The sequence below is a fragment of the Prosthecobacter vanneervenii genome (assembly GCF_014203095.1).
In the GTDB taxonomy this organism is placed as follows: Bacteria; Verrucomicrobiota; Verrucomicrobiia; order Verrucomicrobiales; family Verrucomicrobiaceae; genus Prosthecobacter; species Prosthecobacter vanneervenii.
Window position 1 is genome coordinate 490,518 of the sequence record NZ_JACHIG010000004.1, and the last position, 15,468, is coordinate 505,985.

Consider the following 15,468-nt stretch of genomic DNA (forward strand, 5'->3'; position numbering starts at 1 on the left):
TCACACATCTTGATGCTCATGATTCGCAGTCTCATCGCTGGGTCCTTGCGCGTGTTTTCAGGTTCCGTGGCCCGCTGGCAGGGCTGCGCACCTGAGCTGGCGCAGCGCGTGTATTTTGCCAATCACACCAGCAATCTCGACGGCCCCGTCCTCTGGGCCTCGCTGCCGCCACCGGTCCGGGCGGTGACACGCCTGATCGGTGCTCGGGACTACTGGTCCGTGGGCCGCATGCGTCCCTTCCTGGCCTGCCATGTTTTCAATGCGGTGCTCATTGAGCGCAAGAAGCCCACGCCCGATGCCAATCCTCTCGTCGAAATGGTCAACGCTCTCGGAGATCGCCACTCGCTGATTCTCTTTCCCGAAGGCGGCCGCCACTCCGGCGATGAGCCGCAGCCCTTCAAGCCCGGCCTCTATCATCTGGCCAAAAAGCGTCCGGATGTGCAGCTCGTTCCCGTGTGGATGGAGAACCTCAACCGCATCCTGCCCAAGGGAGAAATCCTGCCCGTGCCCGTGCTTGGCAGCGTGACCTTTGGCGAGCCGATCCGCTTGCAGGATGACGAACCCAAAACCGACTTTCTCGTCCGCTCCCGTGAGGCCGTGCTGAAGCTCCGGCAATGATTTAGAAGCCAGCAGATTGAGAAGATGACAATTGGATTGCGCATAAATGAGAACCGGATGCGCCTCAATGCCTTCTGCTGCGCATGGCCATCAGTACCGCCAGGCTGATACCCGCTGCTGCCAGAGTCCACAGCACCCAAGGTTTCAGCGCCGTGTGCTGGCTCGGAATGACCGTTGGCGTTTTTTGTACAGCCACCACCGCCTCAGGGGCTTTCGGCGGCAGTACACCAGCGACAGGCCAGGGGCGCGGCGGCGGCATGGGATGGCCGGTCTCATAGGTCCATTCACGATAGGGCTTGGAGGCATCTGACTTCCACCATGACTGCAGGGTATCGATGGCAGAGCTGGTAAGAGTCAGGCTTCTGGGGAGTTGCACCGGCGAGGCATCTCCCAGTGCCTTGACCATCGCATACGCGGCCCCATTCAAATTGCTGCTAGGGGGGGCTCGGCTGCTCTCGATCATGTGCAAACTGATTGCCTCGTCAGGATTGCGTCTGTCGTCCAGGAACCGCCCGATCTGCTGGATGGCCTCCATGCTGCCGAGCAGACCCAGTTTGCGTAATGCTCCCTCTCGATAGTTCCAGTACCCCACTTCTTGGGACATCATCTCCAGGCGGTCTCCAATCGCCTTGGCATGTCCGGGGATTGCAGCGAGCTTGGGACGCACGTACTCGGCGATTCTTTTGTTCAGTTCGTCACACTTGGCGGAAGCCTCTTTTCGGTTCGGATACAGCCGACTCATGTCGCCATAACCAATGCTTCGTGCGGCTGCTTCGGTGAAAATATACCACAGAGCTTCCGCATCTTTTTGGGTGGCGGCGGTGTCCACACCTGCATAATCCCCACGAATCAGTGCACTGATGATGGGCCTCACTCGTCTGTCCAATTTGGCTTGCCTCTGGTCACTGACTGCGTCGATCTCACGTTCGCGTTGGAAAATGCGTTCGATTTTCTCGGCATTGGAAGGATCCGGTATGGCTCTGGCGTGGATCAATGACAAAGTCAGAAACCCGCAGATGGCGATGGTGGAAAGAGTGGATGTTTTCATCAGTTTCATCGATTGTTGGGGCCTAATTTCTTGTTGAATCTGCTCCATTCGAATTTGATGAGGGTTTTGGGGCCCTGTTCACGTTTGGGGCCTTCGAGGCTGGTCATGAGGCGGCTTTCATTATCGCTATTGGGCATATGGTTGTTGTCTGATGGCACGGTCGAATGCCCAACTTTGGCGACATAATGCATGATTTCATGGGCAATCGCCCACATATGTGGCGGCTGTTCAGAGCCAGCTGGTCTGGGGTAATCCCACACAAAGAGCACACCGTTGTTGACCGGTTTGGCCTTGCCGGCATGACCAAGCACCGGCCGCCAATTTTGCAAGTAGCTAAAGCCACGTTGTTTCGGGTCTTGTGGTGGGTAATAACTAAGGCTAACCATGCCATTTTTCTCGTTACCCATGTCGGTTCCGGGAGCGGCAAAGAAATAAACATTCACATCAGCAGCTTCATCAGGTGGCGAGGCAAGCTGCATGGCTGCCTCCTCGGTAGATCCTACTGGATTCAAATTACCGTCCAGGCCAAACAGCAGCTCCAGCCGCCCGTTTCCGGCCATCACATCACTCCCTAGCCCCAAGCCCGTGTCCCAGTCCACTCCCACAGTGGGCAGGACGGTGACATTGGTGACCACATTGGCTTGGGCAAAAATGGAGTCGAGGTAATCTTGTAGATCTTCTGCGTCCGGGGTGTCCACCGGCTCTGCCAGCACTGATCCTGTGGCAGACAGCAGTCTGATCGGATGCACCGTGACTTTGAGTTCCACCGTGTCATACACCACAATCTTCATCAGGGGTTTATTGGTGGCCATGTTGGCATCTCCGGTGTCGCCGTAGGCGATACCGGCGGTGATCACGCCATCCTCGTCCTCCAGATCGCTTCCAGCGTTGAAGGCAATGATGGAGACAGCGTTGAAAGGGTTGTCTGAGGTATATACAAGTCCGGAGGAGGTGGAAACACCCAGCCCGTCCACCGAGATGTTATTTCCGCTGACACTGTAAACGATACGGTGCGGACTACTGGTTGACCCATTAAAGTTTAGGCTTCGAGGCTGGCCTACGGGCAGCATCAGCCAGTGGTCTGTCACACCAGGCAACGCTTCCACCTTTGGCGGATCCCCTGGATTTGGTCCCGGCACCTCGGAGGTGCCAAGGATGCTGCTTTGGAGATCCATGACGACATCGCCGGTCACAGCAGGATATACGAATGCTTCGTGCACGGTGGCTTCATCTGCCATGCTAGGTGTTAGTGATAAAAAATCTGAGACTTCTCGGTGTGCCTTGGTGTTAAACTGATGAAGAATCACATTGCCATAGCTGCAAGAGTGAGGGTCGTTCTTGATCGTAGCATCGAATTTCAGATAGTTTTTTGACACGCACCATGGCTGCTCCTGGCCACGTATGGCGGTCCCCAGAGTGACATCGAGGTGATAGAGGCTGCCGTAGCCGACCTGAGCGCTCTCTGTTTGGAAAGTGTATGCAAAGGCATAAGCCCAGCCCTTGTTGACCAGAGAACTGAGATCACCCTCAGGGAAATAAAGCTTGCCGAGCTTTTGTGAAATTTTGGATGAAAACCCTGAATAGTCATCACGGCCGGAGTTTGGAACTGAATCCAGCCAGCTGACATAGGACTGGCTGGGAGGCTGATACCACTGATTGGTAATGGATTTAAAGTAGGCGTGCAGCGTCATGGGCAGTTCGACCCCTCCTTTTTCCGCGACTCCGGTCAGATCATTGGAAGCGGCGTCCAAGGGGTCGGAGTCATGTGCGAGTTCCTCACCATCGCCGATGCCATCTCCGTCTGAATCGGCTGCAAAAGGGTTCAGCCCCAGCGCCAGCTCTTCATCATTCGAAGATCCGTCTCCGTCAAAGTCTGCATTCCCGGCAGAAAGTCCGCCCGTGCTGGTGTCTGTGTAGCGCAGCCGCCAGAACTGGCGGGAGTCGGTGCAGGCGAAGTTCAGCCCGTCCACGGCATTGCTGCCGCTGTGCACCACGGGCACGTAGCTCCAATGGACTAGATCGTATGACTGCTGCACGAAGTAGGTGCGGCCCGCACGGCCCCACCAGCTGAGCACCTGCGCGCCGGTGGTGGCATCTGCCGTAACGCGCACGCCTTCGTATGGATCGGTGGCGATTTGCGCACTGCATGGCATGGTGCCGAGCGGCAGCAGGAGGGCCGCAGCAAAAAGAGCAGGCCTCATGGCTGGCTGGCTCCTTTCTGCCGCTGAGCGTTTTCCTGGATGGCGGCACGCTGCGCGGGCTGCAGCGGCCAGAAGTGGATGATGCTGTGCCGAGGCGGAGGTGGCGGGGCATTGCGCGCTGCCAGCTCCCGTGCAGCCTGATCTGTCGCACGCTGCGCCTGCTGCTGCATTAGCTCCGCCTTGTGGGCGTCGTAGTAGGCCAGCAGCAGTTCCATGACATCCAGCGCGGATTGATCTGCCGGGCCTATGGCGGTAGTGTCGGCCACCAGGGCAAAGGCGGTGCCGCCATCTGCTGGCAGCAGTTGCGCCGCTTGCGCTTCGGCTGGCGTCAGATTTTGCTCATCGGGTCCAGCGCTCAGAATGAGGACGTAATCGGTTTGTTCTGTTTTCACCTGGCCCAGGCCTGCGAGGGCGCGGAAATCGACATTGGTCACGGCATGCAGGCGCTGGGAGGTGCCGCAGGTCCAGTGCAGCACGGTGAAGCCATCGGCATGCACGGAGGCGGAGATGCTCAGCATCTGGGTTTCCTGCACCGGCACCTGGCTCAGGACCGCCTCCTGAGCCGCCGTCAGTGGCACAGCAAAAGCTGCTGCTGGTGGCTTCGCCTGAGGAGAGACCACCGGAGGCAGCACCTGAAGGAAGGTGACGGAGCTACCGTCCTTCTGCTGCACGGTGGATTCGGAGAGCACTTGATAGACTGGCGCGGCAGATACTGCATCTTGTGCGGTAATGCTTCCTGACGCGAGCAGGGGCATGAATAGGGCTAGGGCACGTTTCATGAGTGTTTTGCATTAATAATGCTTCGGATTTTAAAAAAGAAGTCATGCCCATTTCTGAGGCACTGCTAAGAACTAAATTGAAAAGACTCGGAGCGGGACGCTCCTCCAGTTGGTTGTATCTTCCGAAGGATTGTTCTAGCGTTGGGAGGGTGAAGATTAGCGCTTTTGCGCGGAGCCACATTGCCAATATATGTAGCAATCAAACTACATAATGTTATTAAACAATGATTGATGTTTAAGAAAAAATAAATTATGTTTAAGTATGCGGCTTATAGGCATTGAGGCAACCAAAAAAGATGGAAAAATGATCTAATTGTCAGTCCAAACTGCTGGATGAATCGCTTGGCGGTTGGAGGCCTCGAATCAAAGGAAGGGCGCTTTCACGCGCTCCTGGTAGGCTGGTTGTCGCTACAAGCTCTTCCAAGGCGTATCACTTCGTGACAGGTCGCAGCTTTTCCGCCAGGCGCGCGCGCAGTTCTTTCAGCACGGCGGCATGCTGCGGCTCATTCGCCAGATTCGTGTACTCCTGCGGATCACTCTCGTGATCGTAGAGCTCGATACCGTTTTTCCCTTCGTCCCATTCCGTGCAGCGCCAGCGCGCGGTGCGGATGCTGCGGCCCCAGAATTCAGCATCCTTGCCGCGACGTGCTTGCGTGAATGCCTCCTCATGAATCGCCGCTGTCGGATCGCGCAGCAGTGGGTTCAGGGACAATCCCTGCAGATGCTTGGGCGCGGGCACGCCGCAGAGATCGCAAAGCGTGGGATACACATCCAGCAGTTCGATGAGGCCCTGGCTCTGCTGCCCGGCGGCTTTCATGCCGGGTGTGTGCAGGATGAAGGGCACGCGCGCACATTCCTCAAACAGGCTGCGTTTGTGCCACAGGCCGTGCTCGCCGAGATGCCAGCCGTGGTCGCTGGTGAAGAGGATGATCGTGTTGTCATCCAGCCCCATTTGTTTGATCGCCTCCAGCACCCGCCCTGCCTGCGCGTCCACATAGCTCACGCACGCTAGGTAGGCCCGGATGGCGGCGCGGCGCTGCTCCGGCGTGCAGCTCAGTGCATAGCCTGGCACCGCCCCATTGCGCGCAGGGGCTGGGATGTCCGCCTCGTCATCGGCTGGGGCCTCGGGTAGCGAGATGCTTTCGAGAGGATACAGATCGAAATACTTCGCCGGCGCCACCAGTGGCAGATGCGGGCGGTGAAAGCCGACCGCGAGAAAGAAGGGCTTCGTTTTGTCGCGGCGCTCCAGCCATTCGATGGCCGTTTTGGCAAAGTTGCCATCCACCAGTTGGTCATCATCTCCCGGTATTTCCTGCCAGCCCAGGCCCTGCTTTTTGCCGGCCTTCACCTTAACAAGGCTCTCGCGTTTGGGCGGGTAGGGGAGTTCACTTTTGAAAGGTGTTCCAAAGTCCCAGGCTTGGGGGTCGTCCATGCTTTCCAGTCCGCTGGGCACGCCTAGATGGAAAATCTTCCCGCATCGCGCCGTGGCGTAGCCGTTGTTGCGGAAATGATGCGGCAGCGTCAGCACCTCCGGAAGGTTCGTGTACAGATTGTCTTCGTTGTTCGTCACCCGCGTCGTGTTCGGCCGCAGCCCGCTCATCATCGAGGAGCGCGAGGGATTGCAGTGCGGAAACTGGCAGTAGGCGCGGTGAAACACTACGCTCCGCTTCGCCAGCGCATCGAGGTTCGGCGTCTTGGCCTGAGGGTGGCCGTAGCAGCTCAGGGTCGCCGCCAGATCATCCGCCATGAGCAGGACGACATTGGGGCGCGTATCAGCAGCCCGGGCGGAAATCAAAGTGCAGCCCAGCAGCAGGAGAATGACACGGAGTTGGTTCATGGCCTGCTGAAACAGCGGCATGCAGTCGCATCTATCCGTCAGTTGCAATGGGGGAACGCGGGTGGCTACTTCAGCTCCTTGATCCGCACATTGCGATACCACACCCGCAGCGCCTCATCCTGAAAAGCGATCTGCCCCACATTCGGACGGTCTGCCATTTTGATGTCGTCGAGGCTGGTGTCGATCACCTGCTCGCCATTAAACACCACCTTCACGCTGCGGCCTTTGACCGTGATGGTGTAGCGGTTCCACTCTCCGGCAGGCTTCACCATGTTTTTGGAGGGGCCAATGCCGTGCACGATCCCACCGCAGTCATGATGTCCCGGCTTTTCCAGCCCATAGGTATCGAGGATCTGCACCTCGAATCCAGTCTTCACCGGCTCCTTCATGTCTCCCACGCGCATGAAGACGCCGCTGTTGCCCTTGGCATTGATCTTGAATTCCAGATCCAGCACAAAGTCGCCGTATTGCTTCTCCGTGGCGATGTAGGCGTCATAGCGCTGCCAGCCCTTCTCCCCCTCACGCGGGTGCAGGGAGAGGCTGCCATCCGGCTCCACCAGCCAGTTGCCGGTGGTTTTCCAGCCGGTGAGGTCCTTGCCATTGAAGAGAGGGACAAACCCAGGAGCATCCGCGGCGGGGTGGAGATCCTCGGCAAAGGCGGAGATGGCTAGGCCGAGGATCAGGAGAAGGGAGGCAAGTTTCATGGTGGTGAGCTTCAAACGGGCCGACAAATCCCCGTTTGACATCCGGGCATCCATTTGGAACATATCATCGTATCCTGATACGTTGATTTGTTCCTTTTTACCCAAACCTGAACCCACGCCCCACCCACCTCATGTCCGACTACAAAGTAAAAGACATCGCCCTCGCTGACTTCGGCCGCAAAGAACTCGACATCGCCGAGAGCGAAATGCCCGGCCTCATGGCCACTCGCGAGAAGTACGGCCCCAAGAAGCCCCTCGCTGGCGTCCGCATCACCGGCTCCCTGCACATGACCATCCAGACTGGCGTGCTTATCGAGACCCTGAAGGAACTGGGCGCTGACGTTCGCTGGGCTTCTTGCAACATCTTCTCCACTCAGGACCACGCTGCTTCCGCCATCGCCGCCTCCGGCACCCCTGTCTTTGCCTGGAAGGGCGAGACCCTCGAAGAGTACTGGTGGTGCACCTGGAAGGCCATCATCTTCCCCGGCGACAACGGCCCCCAGCTTATCGTGGACGACGGTGGCGACGTCACCCTCCTCATTCACAAGGGTTATGAGATGGAAAACGGCGACAAGTGGGTCGACACCCCCTCCGACAATCACGAAGTGAAGGTCATCAAGGACCTCCTCAAGGACATCGCCAAGAACCAGCCCGGCATCTTCCACAAGATCGTCAAGGACCTCAAGGGCGTCTCCGAAGAGACCACCACCGGCGTGCACCGCCTCTATGAAATGGCCAAGGCTGGCAAGCTGCTCTTCCCCGCCATCAACGTGAACGACAGCGTCACCAAGTCCAAGTTCGACAACCTCTACGGCTGCCGTGAGTCCCTGCTGGATGGCATCAAGCGCGCCACCGACGTCATGATCGCCGGCAAGGTCGGCGTCGTCTGCGGTTACGGCGACGTGGGCAAAGGCTGCGCCGCCGCTCTTCGCGGCATGGGCGCCCAGGTCATCGTCACCGAAATCGACCCCGTCTGCGCCCTGCAGGCCGCCATGGAAGGCTACCGCGTCATGCCGATCGAGGACACCCTCGGCACCGGAGACATCTACGTCACCACCACCGGCAACAAGGACATCATCCGCCTTGAGCACATGGAGAAGATGAAGGACCAGGCCATCGTCTGCAACATCGGCCACTTCGACAACGAGATCCAGGTGGACAAGCTCAACGCCCGCACGGACGTCAAGCGCCTCAACATCAAGCCCCAGGTGGACAAGTACACCTTCCCGGCTGGCAACAGCATCTTCATGCTGGCTGAAGGCCGCCTCGTGAACCTCGGCTGCGCCACAGGCCACCCGAGCTTCGTGATGAGCAACAGCTTCACCAACCAGTGCCTCGCCCAGATCGAGCTTTGGGAAACCAAGGACTCCCGTCCTGTCGGCGTCACCGTGCTGCCCAAGAAGCTGGACGAAGAAGTGGCCCGCCTCCACCTGGCGAAGATCGGCGTCAAGCTGACCAAGCTGACCCAGGAGCAGGCCGACTACATTGGCGTTCCTGTCGAAGGCCCTTACAAGACCGACCACTACCGCTACTAAACCTAGCGTCCTTTTTTCAACCCCCAAAACCTACGAGGGCGGCCAGCGATGGCCGCCCTTTTTTGTGTCCACTGTTTGTCTGTCATCTGGGTTAAAGGCCTAGGAAACAGTCATGGAAGGCGTTACGAACGTCTAATCTCTTATAAATAATGATTTAGCTGGGAAATTGGATTTAAAATTAACCTAAGTCCAAAGTATTTTACCTTCGGTATTTCATGTTTGATTAGCGAGATAGGATTAGATATATCTCCCATGATTTAATCGTTTATCATGCGTGGTCATGTGGGTGCAATGTCGATCAATCTATTCAACCTCTGACAGCTTCTGCGAAACCTCGCAGGCGCGGTGGAAGACTGTCATTTATGGAGGTGTAGAGAAGAAGGCATGACTACCGTGGTGTGCAAGACCGCTGCAGATGTCCAGCCGCCCTTGGTGGACAGCCATGGAGAGGGTTTTGCCAAAACTGACCGTGATGAAGAGGCTACGGCGATGCTCGCGGCGATCGTGGACTGGTCTGACGACGCCATCGTGAGCAAAAACCTGGAAGGAATCGTGACAAGCTGGAACGCGGGCGCGGAGAGATTGTTTGGCTACACGGCACGTGAGATGATTGGGCGCTCCATCACACAGATCATTCCGGAGGGGCTGATGAATGAGGAGCAGGAGATCCTGACACAGATTAGAAAAGGCGAACGGATAGAGCCTTTTGCTACGGTGCGCGTGGCCAAGAGCGGAAAGGCCGTGGATGTGTCGGTTTCAGTGTCACCCATACGCAACCGGGAGGGGCGGATCATCGGCGCATCCAAGGTGGCGCGGGATATCAGCCGCAATCGTGAGGCGGAGGCGGCTCTGAAGCAGAGCGAGGCCCGCTTTGCCAAGGTCTTCCACACCAATCCAGCGGCCATTTGCATCACGACGATTCGTGAGGGGCGCTTCATTGAGGTCAATGAGCGCTACTGCCAGATGTTTGGTTTCAGACGGGATGATTTGATTGGGCAGAGTGCGGTGGAGCTGAAGCTTTGGGATTCCCCGGAAGAGCGGACGCAGGTGATGATGAGACTGCTCAGCCAGGGGATTGTGCGTGACTATGAGGGGGCTTTCCGTAATCGCAGCCGCAGTCTTTTGGATGCGCTGATCTCCATGGAGATGGTGGATTTTCCAGGGGAAGACGAGCGGGTGGTGATCACGATGTTCGCGGACATCACGGAGCGGAAGAGGGCGGAAGCAGAGGTCCGCCGCCTGAATGCGGAGCTGGAGCTTCGTGTGGCCGAGCGCACGGCGCAGCTGGAGGCGGCCAATGCCGAGCTGAGCAGCAGCCGGGCTGAGCTGAAGAGCCTATTCGAATCTCTTCCGGGGCTCTATCTCGTACTGACGCCCGAATTCAAGATCGTGGCCGCCAGCGATGCGTATCTGAAAGCCACGCTGACAACACGCGAGAACATCATCGGACTCGGCATTTTTGAAGCCTTTCCTGATAATCCGGATGAGCCTGATGCCACAGGTGTGGCAAACCTGCGGGCCTCACTGGAGCGGGTGCTGCAAAGATGCGAACCCGACACGATGGCGATCCAGAAGTACGACGTGCGGCGTCCGGACGGGGTCTTTGAGGAGCGCTACTGGAGTCCGATCAACTCGCCCCTGGTGGGGAAAGGGCGCGCAATTCGTTACATCATCCACCGGGTGGAGGATGTGACGGAGTTTGTGCGCAGCAGAGCTGCGGCGGCAGACAAAGATGCAAACCTCAGCGCCCGGCTGCAGCAGATGGAGGCGGAGATTTTCCAGAGCTCGCAGCGGGTGCAGGCGGTGAACCTGCAGTTGCAGGCTGCAAACAAGGAGCTGGAGTCGTTTTCCTATTCCGTCTCGCACGATCTGCGTGCGCCACTGCGGGCCATGGACGGGTTTTCCCGTGCGATGCAGGAGGACTTTGGCGCGCAGCTTCCGCCGGACGGGCAGCGTTACCTCCAGGTCATCCGCACCAGCGCGCAGCGCATGGGCTGCTTGATCGATGACCTGCTGAGTTTCTCGCGCCTGAGCCGTGCGGCCATGAGCTGGCGCACGATCGACACGCGTGCACTGGTTCAGGCGGTGCTGGATGAAATAAGCGCCGCACGTGAGGGCAGGCAGATCGAGCTGCAGCTCAAAGACCTGCTGCCCTGCGAGGGAGATCCAGCGCTTCTCAAACAGGTCTGGGTAAACTTGCTTTCCAACGCCTTCAAATACACCCAGAAGCGTGAGCACACCGTGATCGAGATCGGCAGCACTATCGAGGAAGGCCGGCCCGTGTATCATGTGCGCGACAACGGCACCGGCTTTGACATGCGCTATGCGCACAAGCTGTTCGGTGTGTTTCAGCGGCTGCATCGTGCGGAGGACTATGACGGCACGGGGGTGGGACTCGCGATCGTGCAGCGTGTCGTTCATCGGCACAGCGGCAGGGTCTGGGCCGAGGCGGTGCCGGACCAGGGAGCAGCCTTTTATTTCACACTCGGAGAAAACAACCAAACATGAACCCCAACCAAATCGTCGAAATTCTGCTGGTCGAAGACAGCCCGGAGGACCTGGAGCTGACACAGCGCGCCCTGCGCAATGCCAACCTGGGCAACCATATTCATGTGGCACGCGACGGCGCTGAGGCGCTGGATTTCATCTTTTGTGAGGGCGAATATGCCAGCAGAAGAATCGAGGACACCCCCAAGCTCATCCTGCTGGACCTGAAGCTGCCGAAAGTGGACGGTCTTGAGGTGCTCGAACGCATCAAGGGAGACGAGCGCACCAGGCTCATACCTATTGTCGTGCTGACCTCATCCAAGGAGCAGGCGGATGTGATCAAGAGCTACCAGCTCGGGGTCAACAGCTACATCGTCAAACCGGTCAACTTCGAGGGCTTTACCAGCGCCGTGCAGGAGCTGGGCATGTACTGGCTGCTGATCAATCAACCACCCAAACTGGACAAGTAGCATGAGCGAGCCGCTGAACGTCCTGCTTCTGGAGGACGAACCGAATGACGCCGAGCTGGTGCTGCGCGCGCTGAGGCAGGCGGGCTTTGAAGCTGCCTTTCAGAGGGTGGATACCGCGCATGAATTTGAACAACGGCTGAAGTCTGAGCTGGATGTGATTCTCTCCGACTTCGACATGCCGTCGTTCAGCGCGCCTCAGGCGCTCGAGATTCTCAAGCGAAGCGGGATGGACATCCCCTTCATCATCATCTCCGGCACCATCGGAGAGGATGTGGCGGTGGAAATGATGCGGAAAGGGGCCACGGATTATCTTCTCAAGGACCGCCTGGGCCGCCTGGGCATCTCCGTCAGGCAGGCGCTGGAGCAGGGGAGGTGGCGCAAGGAGCGCAACAAAGCTGCCGAGGTCCTCATGGAGTCGAAGAGGTTCTTGCAGTCCACGCTCAATGCACTGACCTCGCATATCGCGATCCTTGATGAGCAGGGAACCATCATCGAGGTCAATGCCGCGTGGAGCCGGTTCGCCCGCGAGAATGATTTCAGAGGGCCGAGCCGTGGCGTGGGGGACAATTATCTGGCATTGTGTGATTCATCGGTTGGCAAGTATTCAGATGAGGCTGCCTCGGTGGCGGCAGGTATCCGCGCTGTAATGTCCGGTGAAAGGCGGGAGTTTCAGTTGGAGTACCCCTGCCACAGCCCGCTCGAAAAGCGCTGGTTTGTGGTGCGCGTGACCCAGTTCAGCGGCGTGGGCCCTGTCCGGGTGGTGGTGGCGCATGAAAACATCACCGAACGCAAGCTGGCTGAAGAGGCGCTGCGGGAGAGCGAGGAGCGCTTTCGCCAGATCGCTGAAAACATCCAGGAGGTGTTCTGGATCAGTGATATCGAAAAGGAAAAAGTGCTCTACATCAGCCCTGCCTACGAGCATATCTGGGGCCGCTCCTGCGATAGCCTGCTCAAAGCGCCCCGAAACTGGCTGGAGGCCATTCATCCCGATGACCGGGATCGTGTGCAGCATGCGGCGAGCACGCGTCAGAGGATCGGTGCTTATGACGAAGAGTACCGCATCCTCCGGCCTGACGGGACATTGCGCTGGGTGCGGGACCGCGCCTTTCCCGTGTGCAATGCCGCCGGAAAGGTGTACCGCATCGTGGGTGTGGCGCAGGACATCACCGAGCATAAAAACGCACGTGACCGGCTGCACGAGCAGGCTTCTCTTTTGGACAAGGCGCGGGACGCCATCCTCGTGCGCCATCTGGAGCATGGCATCACCTACTGGAACAAAAGCGCCGAGATGCTCTACGGCTGGACCATGGAGGAGGTTCGGGGCAGGCAGGCGGCTGACTTTCTTTACCGCGATCAGGCAGCCTATCAGCAGGCGGTGGGCGCTGTTCTTGCCCAAGGGGAATGGAGCGGGGAGATTCAGCAGATCACCAAGTCCGGAGACGCCATTCTGGTTGAAGGACGCTGGACCCTGGTGCGGGATGAGGCCGGCCGGCCGCAGGCGGTGCTGGCCATCAACAGCGACGTCACCGAAAAGAAGAAAATGGAGCAGCAGTTTCTGCGTGCCCAGCGCATGGAGAGCATCGGCACCCTGGCCGGAGGCATCGCCCATGATCTCAATAACGTCCTCGCTCCCATCCTGATGTCGATCGATCTGCTGCGTCTGACCAGCCGTGACGAGCGTGCAAAGGAGGTGCTTTCCACCATCGAGACCAGCGCCCGGCGCGGAGCCGACATGGTGCAGCAGATTCTGTCCTTTGCGCGCGGCGTGGAGGGCAGGCGCATGCTCATCAACATCCGCACCATCATCGAGGACGTGCAGCATCTGGTGCAGGACACCTTCCCCAAGGACATCCGCTTCCAGGCCGAATTTGACGCGGATCTGCCGCTCTTCTCAGGGGACCACACCCAGGTGCACCAGGTGCTGCTGAACCTCTGTGTGAACGCCCGCGACGCCATGCCCAAGGGCGGCACGCTCCGCGTGTCTGCCGCCAGCCTGGAAGTGGACTCCAACTACGCCAGCATGACCCAGGACTCCAAGCCCGGCCGCTATGTCATGATCAAGGTGACGGACACCGGCGTCGGCATTCCTCAGAACTTGCTGGAGCGGATTTTTGACCCCTTTTTCACCACCAAGGATCTGGGCAAAGGCACCGGTCTCGGACTCTCCACGGTGCTGGCCATCGTCAAAAGCCATGGCGGTTTTTTAAATGTCTACAGCGAACCCGGCAACGGCACCACCTTCACCGCGTGCTTTCCAGCTGCGGAGGGTCTTAACGAAGGTCTGGCCGAGACTCCCGATGAAAAGCACCCGCGCGGCAACGGAGAGCTGGTCCTCATCGTGGATGATGAAGCCGCCGTGCGCACCATCACGCAGCAGACGCTGGAGAGTTTTGGCTACCGTGTCCTCACGGCGTCTGATGGCACGGAGGCGGTGGCTCTTTACTCCATGCACCGCGGCGATGTGGCTGCGGTGGTGACGGACATGATGATGCCGGTCATGGGTGGCCAGGTGACGATCCAGGTGCTGAAGCGGCTGGACCCAGACGTCAAAATCATCGCGGCCAGCGGGCTCTCCAGCGAGAGCAGTTCTACGCGGGCCGAATCCCTCGGGGTGGATCTCTTCCTGCCAAAGCCCTTCACCGCGCAAACCATCCTCGCCGCGCTCAAGGAGGTGCTCCGGGGGCAGTCATGAAAGGCTCTGTCAGGCCGTGCCGGGCTTTCGGCCGTTTACAGCCCATGCCTGCGCATAAAAATGCGCGAGGCGCAGTTTTTGCGCGACAGGCACTGAGATGACAAAGGGATAGAGAGCCTGCTCTCCCAGGCTGAGCGAGATCTCATTCAGCACGGTGGAGAGGCACATCCAGCGCTGCAGCCAGGCTAGAAACTCCCCATCGGCTGCGGGATTCGAAGCCAGCATGGCTGGGAGCCTTCCAGACTCAGCCGGGAGCATGACAAGTGGCAGGGCGATGAACTGTACCTGAATGCCGAGGCATTCACAGGTCTCCAGTCCATCAATGATTTGCAGATAGTGCGACCATGTCTCCGCCCAGTCCTCCCAGGGATGGGAGGCCGCATAAGCGGTGATGTAGTTCTGCTCCCAGTCGGCGGGCGCACCGTTCGCGTAATAGCTGCTGAGCGCCGAAGCGTAATCATTCCATTCGTTGCCAAAACGATCTCGGAAAGCGAGGCGCATGAGATCCCCCCATTCCAGCCCGGACAAATACCGCTGCCAGAGGTAGTGGGCGCTTTCATGTCGGAAATGCCCCAGCAGGGTGCGGCTGTTTTCACCGAGCTGCTGGCGGTTGATCTGTCGGTAGGTGTCGTCCGCCTCCTCGAGGTTCAGTGTGATCACCCCATTCAGATGCCCCATGGTCACTGGTATGCTCGACTGCGTGCTGACGATGTCAAACACCAGCCCGTTTTGCGCATCGCTCTTCTTGGTCGGCAGATTCAGCCCCTGGCCCAGCAGCGTGTAGAGCAGTCTTCGCTTGGCCGTCTCCATGCGTGCCCAGAGCATGCGGTTGCGCTCCGAGCCCAGGTTGGGAATGGTACGGTTCATGCTGCAGGCCACGCAGAGCACGGCCGTGGAACTGGCAGGCAGCAGCCAGTTGCAGACGTTGTGCCTCACGCCGTTGTCGCAGCGTTTCATGGGGCCGCCCTGCTTGGTGCGCATCATCTTGCCGGATTGCGGATCATATCCGACATCGCCGTTGCACTTCAGGCAGCGTGAACTGCCGAAGAAAAGCACATTGCCGCAGTCACAGGTGAAACGTTGCATGAAGCACCCTC

At 58.7% G+C, this 15,468-nt stretch carries 11 protein-coding genes; 5 read left to right on the forward strand and 6 right to left on the reverse strand.

Features of this window, described 5'->3' with window-relative positions; genetic code table 11:
• The first annotated feature begins 18 nt into the window (after window positions 1-18).
• Window positions 19-618, forward strand: coding sequence for a lysophospholipid acyltransferase family protein (locus HNQ65_RS12145; protein WP_221306144.1), 600 nt, complete (start codon window positions 19-21; stop codon window positions 616-618).
• Between the two features lie 64 nt (window positions 619-682).
• On the opposite strand, the gene HNQ65_RS12150 is transcribed toward HNQ65_RS12145, so the two are convergent.
• From HNQ65_RS12150 to HNQ65_RS12170, 5 genes are all read right to left on the reverse strand, one after another.
• Complete coding sequence (locus tag HNQ65_RS12150; protein WP_184339792.1) at window positions 683-1,714, reverse strand: hypothetical protein; 1,032 nt, start codon at window positions 1,712-1,714, stop codon at window positions 683-685.
• Window positions 1,672-3,702, reverse strand: coding sequence for a hypothetical protein (locus HNQ65_RS12155; RefSeq protein ID WP_184339793.1), 2,031 nt, complete (start codon window positions 3,700-3,702; stop codon window positions 1,672-1,674). The genes HNQ65_RS12150 and HNQ65_RS12155 overlap by 43 nt, the downstream gene beginning before the upstream one ends.
• A gap of 161 nt (window positions 3,703-3,863) precedes the next feature.
• Window positions 3,864-4,622, reverse strand: coding sequence for a hypothetical protein (locus HNQ65_RS12160; protein WP_221306145.1), 759 nt, complete (start codon window positions 4,620-4,622; stop codon window positions 3,864-3,866).
• Window positions 4,623-5,076: 454 nt separating this feature from the next.
• Entirely contained in the window at window positions 5,077-6,483 is a 1,407-nt protein-coding gene (locus HNQ65_RS12165) for a sulfatase (protein WP_184339795.1), read from the reverse strand.
• A 65-nt stretch (window positions 6,484-6,548) separates the two neighbouring features.
• Window positions 6,549-7,187 carry a 3-keto-disaccharide hydrolase gene (locus HNQ65_RS12170; RefSeq protein ID WP_184339796.1) on the reverse strand — a complete coding sequence of 213 codons (639 nt, stop codon included), beginning with the start codon at window positions 7,185-7,187 and terminating at the stop codon, window positions 6,549-6,551.
• Window positions 7,188-7,318: 131 nt separating this feature from the next.
• On the opposite strand from HNQ65_RS12170, the gene ahcY reads away from it, so the two are divergent.
• From ahcY to HNQ65_RS12190, 4 genes are all read left to right on the forward strand, one after another.
• A complete protein-coding gene (gene ahcY / locus HNQ65_RS12175; protein ID WP_184339797.1) occupies window positions 7,319-8,722 on the forward strand; it encodes an adenosylhomocysteinase in 1,404 nt (467 codons plus the stop codon).
• Window positions 8,723-9,106: 384 nt separating this feature from the next.
• Complete coding sequence (locus HNQ65_RS12180; protein WP_184339798.1) at window positions 9,107-11,230, forward strand: PAS domain-containing sensor histidine kinase; 2,124 nt, start codon at window positions 9,107-9,109, stop codon at window positions 11,228-11,230.
• On the forward strand, window positions 11,227-11,679 hold the full coding sequence (locus HNQ65_RS12185; protein ID WP_184339799.1) for a response regulator: 453 nt from the start codon (window positions 11,227-11,229) through the stop codon (window positions 11,677-11,679). Before HNQ65_RS12180 ends, HNQ65_RS12185 begins: the two co-directional genes overlap by 4 nt.
• Before the next feature lies 1 nt (window position 11,680).
• Window positions 11,681-14,371, forward strand: coding sequence for a PAS domain S-box protein (locus HNQ65_RS12190; protein ID WP_184339800.1), 2,691 nt, complete (start codon window positions 11,681-11,683; stop codon window positions 14,369-14,371).
• Between the two features lie 9 nt (window positions 14,372-14,380).
• On the opposite strand, the gene HNQ65_RS12195 is transcribed toward HNQ65_RS12190, so the two are convergent.
• Window positions 14,381-15,457 carry a zinc-binding metallopeptidase family protein gene (locus HNQ65_RS12195; RefSeq protein WP_184339801.1) on the reverse strand — a complete coding sequence of 359 codons (1,077 nt, stop codon included), beginning with the start codon at window positions 15,455-15,457 and terminating at the stop codon, window positions 14,381-14,383.
• Window positions 15,458-15,468 lie beyond the last annotated feature (11 nt).

Excerpts from the sequence above, each read along its gene's own strand:
- HNQ65_RS12195 (WP_184339801.1), bottom strand. The coding sequence starts at position 15,457 with ATGCAACGTTTCACCTGTGACTGCGGCAATGTGCTTTTCTTCGGCAGT.
- ahcY (WP_184339797.1), top strand. The coding sequence starts at position 7,319 with ATGTCCGACTACAAAGTAAAAGACATCGCCCTCGCTGACTTCGGCCGC.
- HNQ65_RS12150 (WP_184339792.1), bottom strand. The coding sequence starts at position 1,714 with ATGGAGCAGATTCAACAAGAAATTAGGCCCCAACAATCGATGAAACTG.
- HNQ65_RS12180 (WP_184339798.1), top strand. The coding sequence starts at position 9,107 with ATGACTACCGTGGTGTGCAAGACCGCTGCAGATGTCCAGCCGCCCTTG.
- HNQ65_RS12170 (WP_184339796.1), bottom strand. The coding sequence starts at position 7,187 with ATGAAACTTGCCTCCCTTCTCCTGATCCTCGGCCTAGCCATCTCCGCC.
- HNQ65_RS12165 (WP_184339795.1), bottom strand. The coding sequence starts at position 6,483 with ATGAACCAACTCCGTGTCATTCTCCTGCTGCTGGGCTGCACTTTGATT.
- HNQ65_RS12145 (WP_221306144.1), top strand. The coding sequence starts at position 19 with ATGATTCGCAGTCTCATCGCTGGGTCCTTGCGCGTGTTTTCAGGTTCC.
- HNQ65_RS12190 (WP_184339800.1), top strand. The coding sequence starts at position 11,681 with ATGAGCGAGCCGCTGAACGTCCTGCTTCTGGAGGACGAACCGAATGAC.
- HNQ65_RS12185 (WP_184339799.1), top strand. The coding sequence starts at position 11,227 with ATGAACCCCAACCAAATCGTCGAAATTCTGCTGGTCGAAGACAGCCCG.
- HNQ65_RS12160 (WP_221306145.1), bottom strand. The coding sequence starts at position 4,622 with ATGCCCCTGCTCGCGTCAGGAAGCATTACCGCACAAGATGCAGTATCT.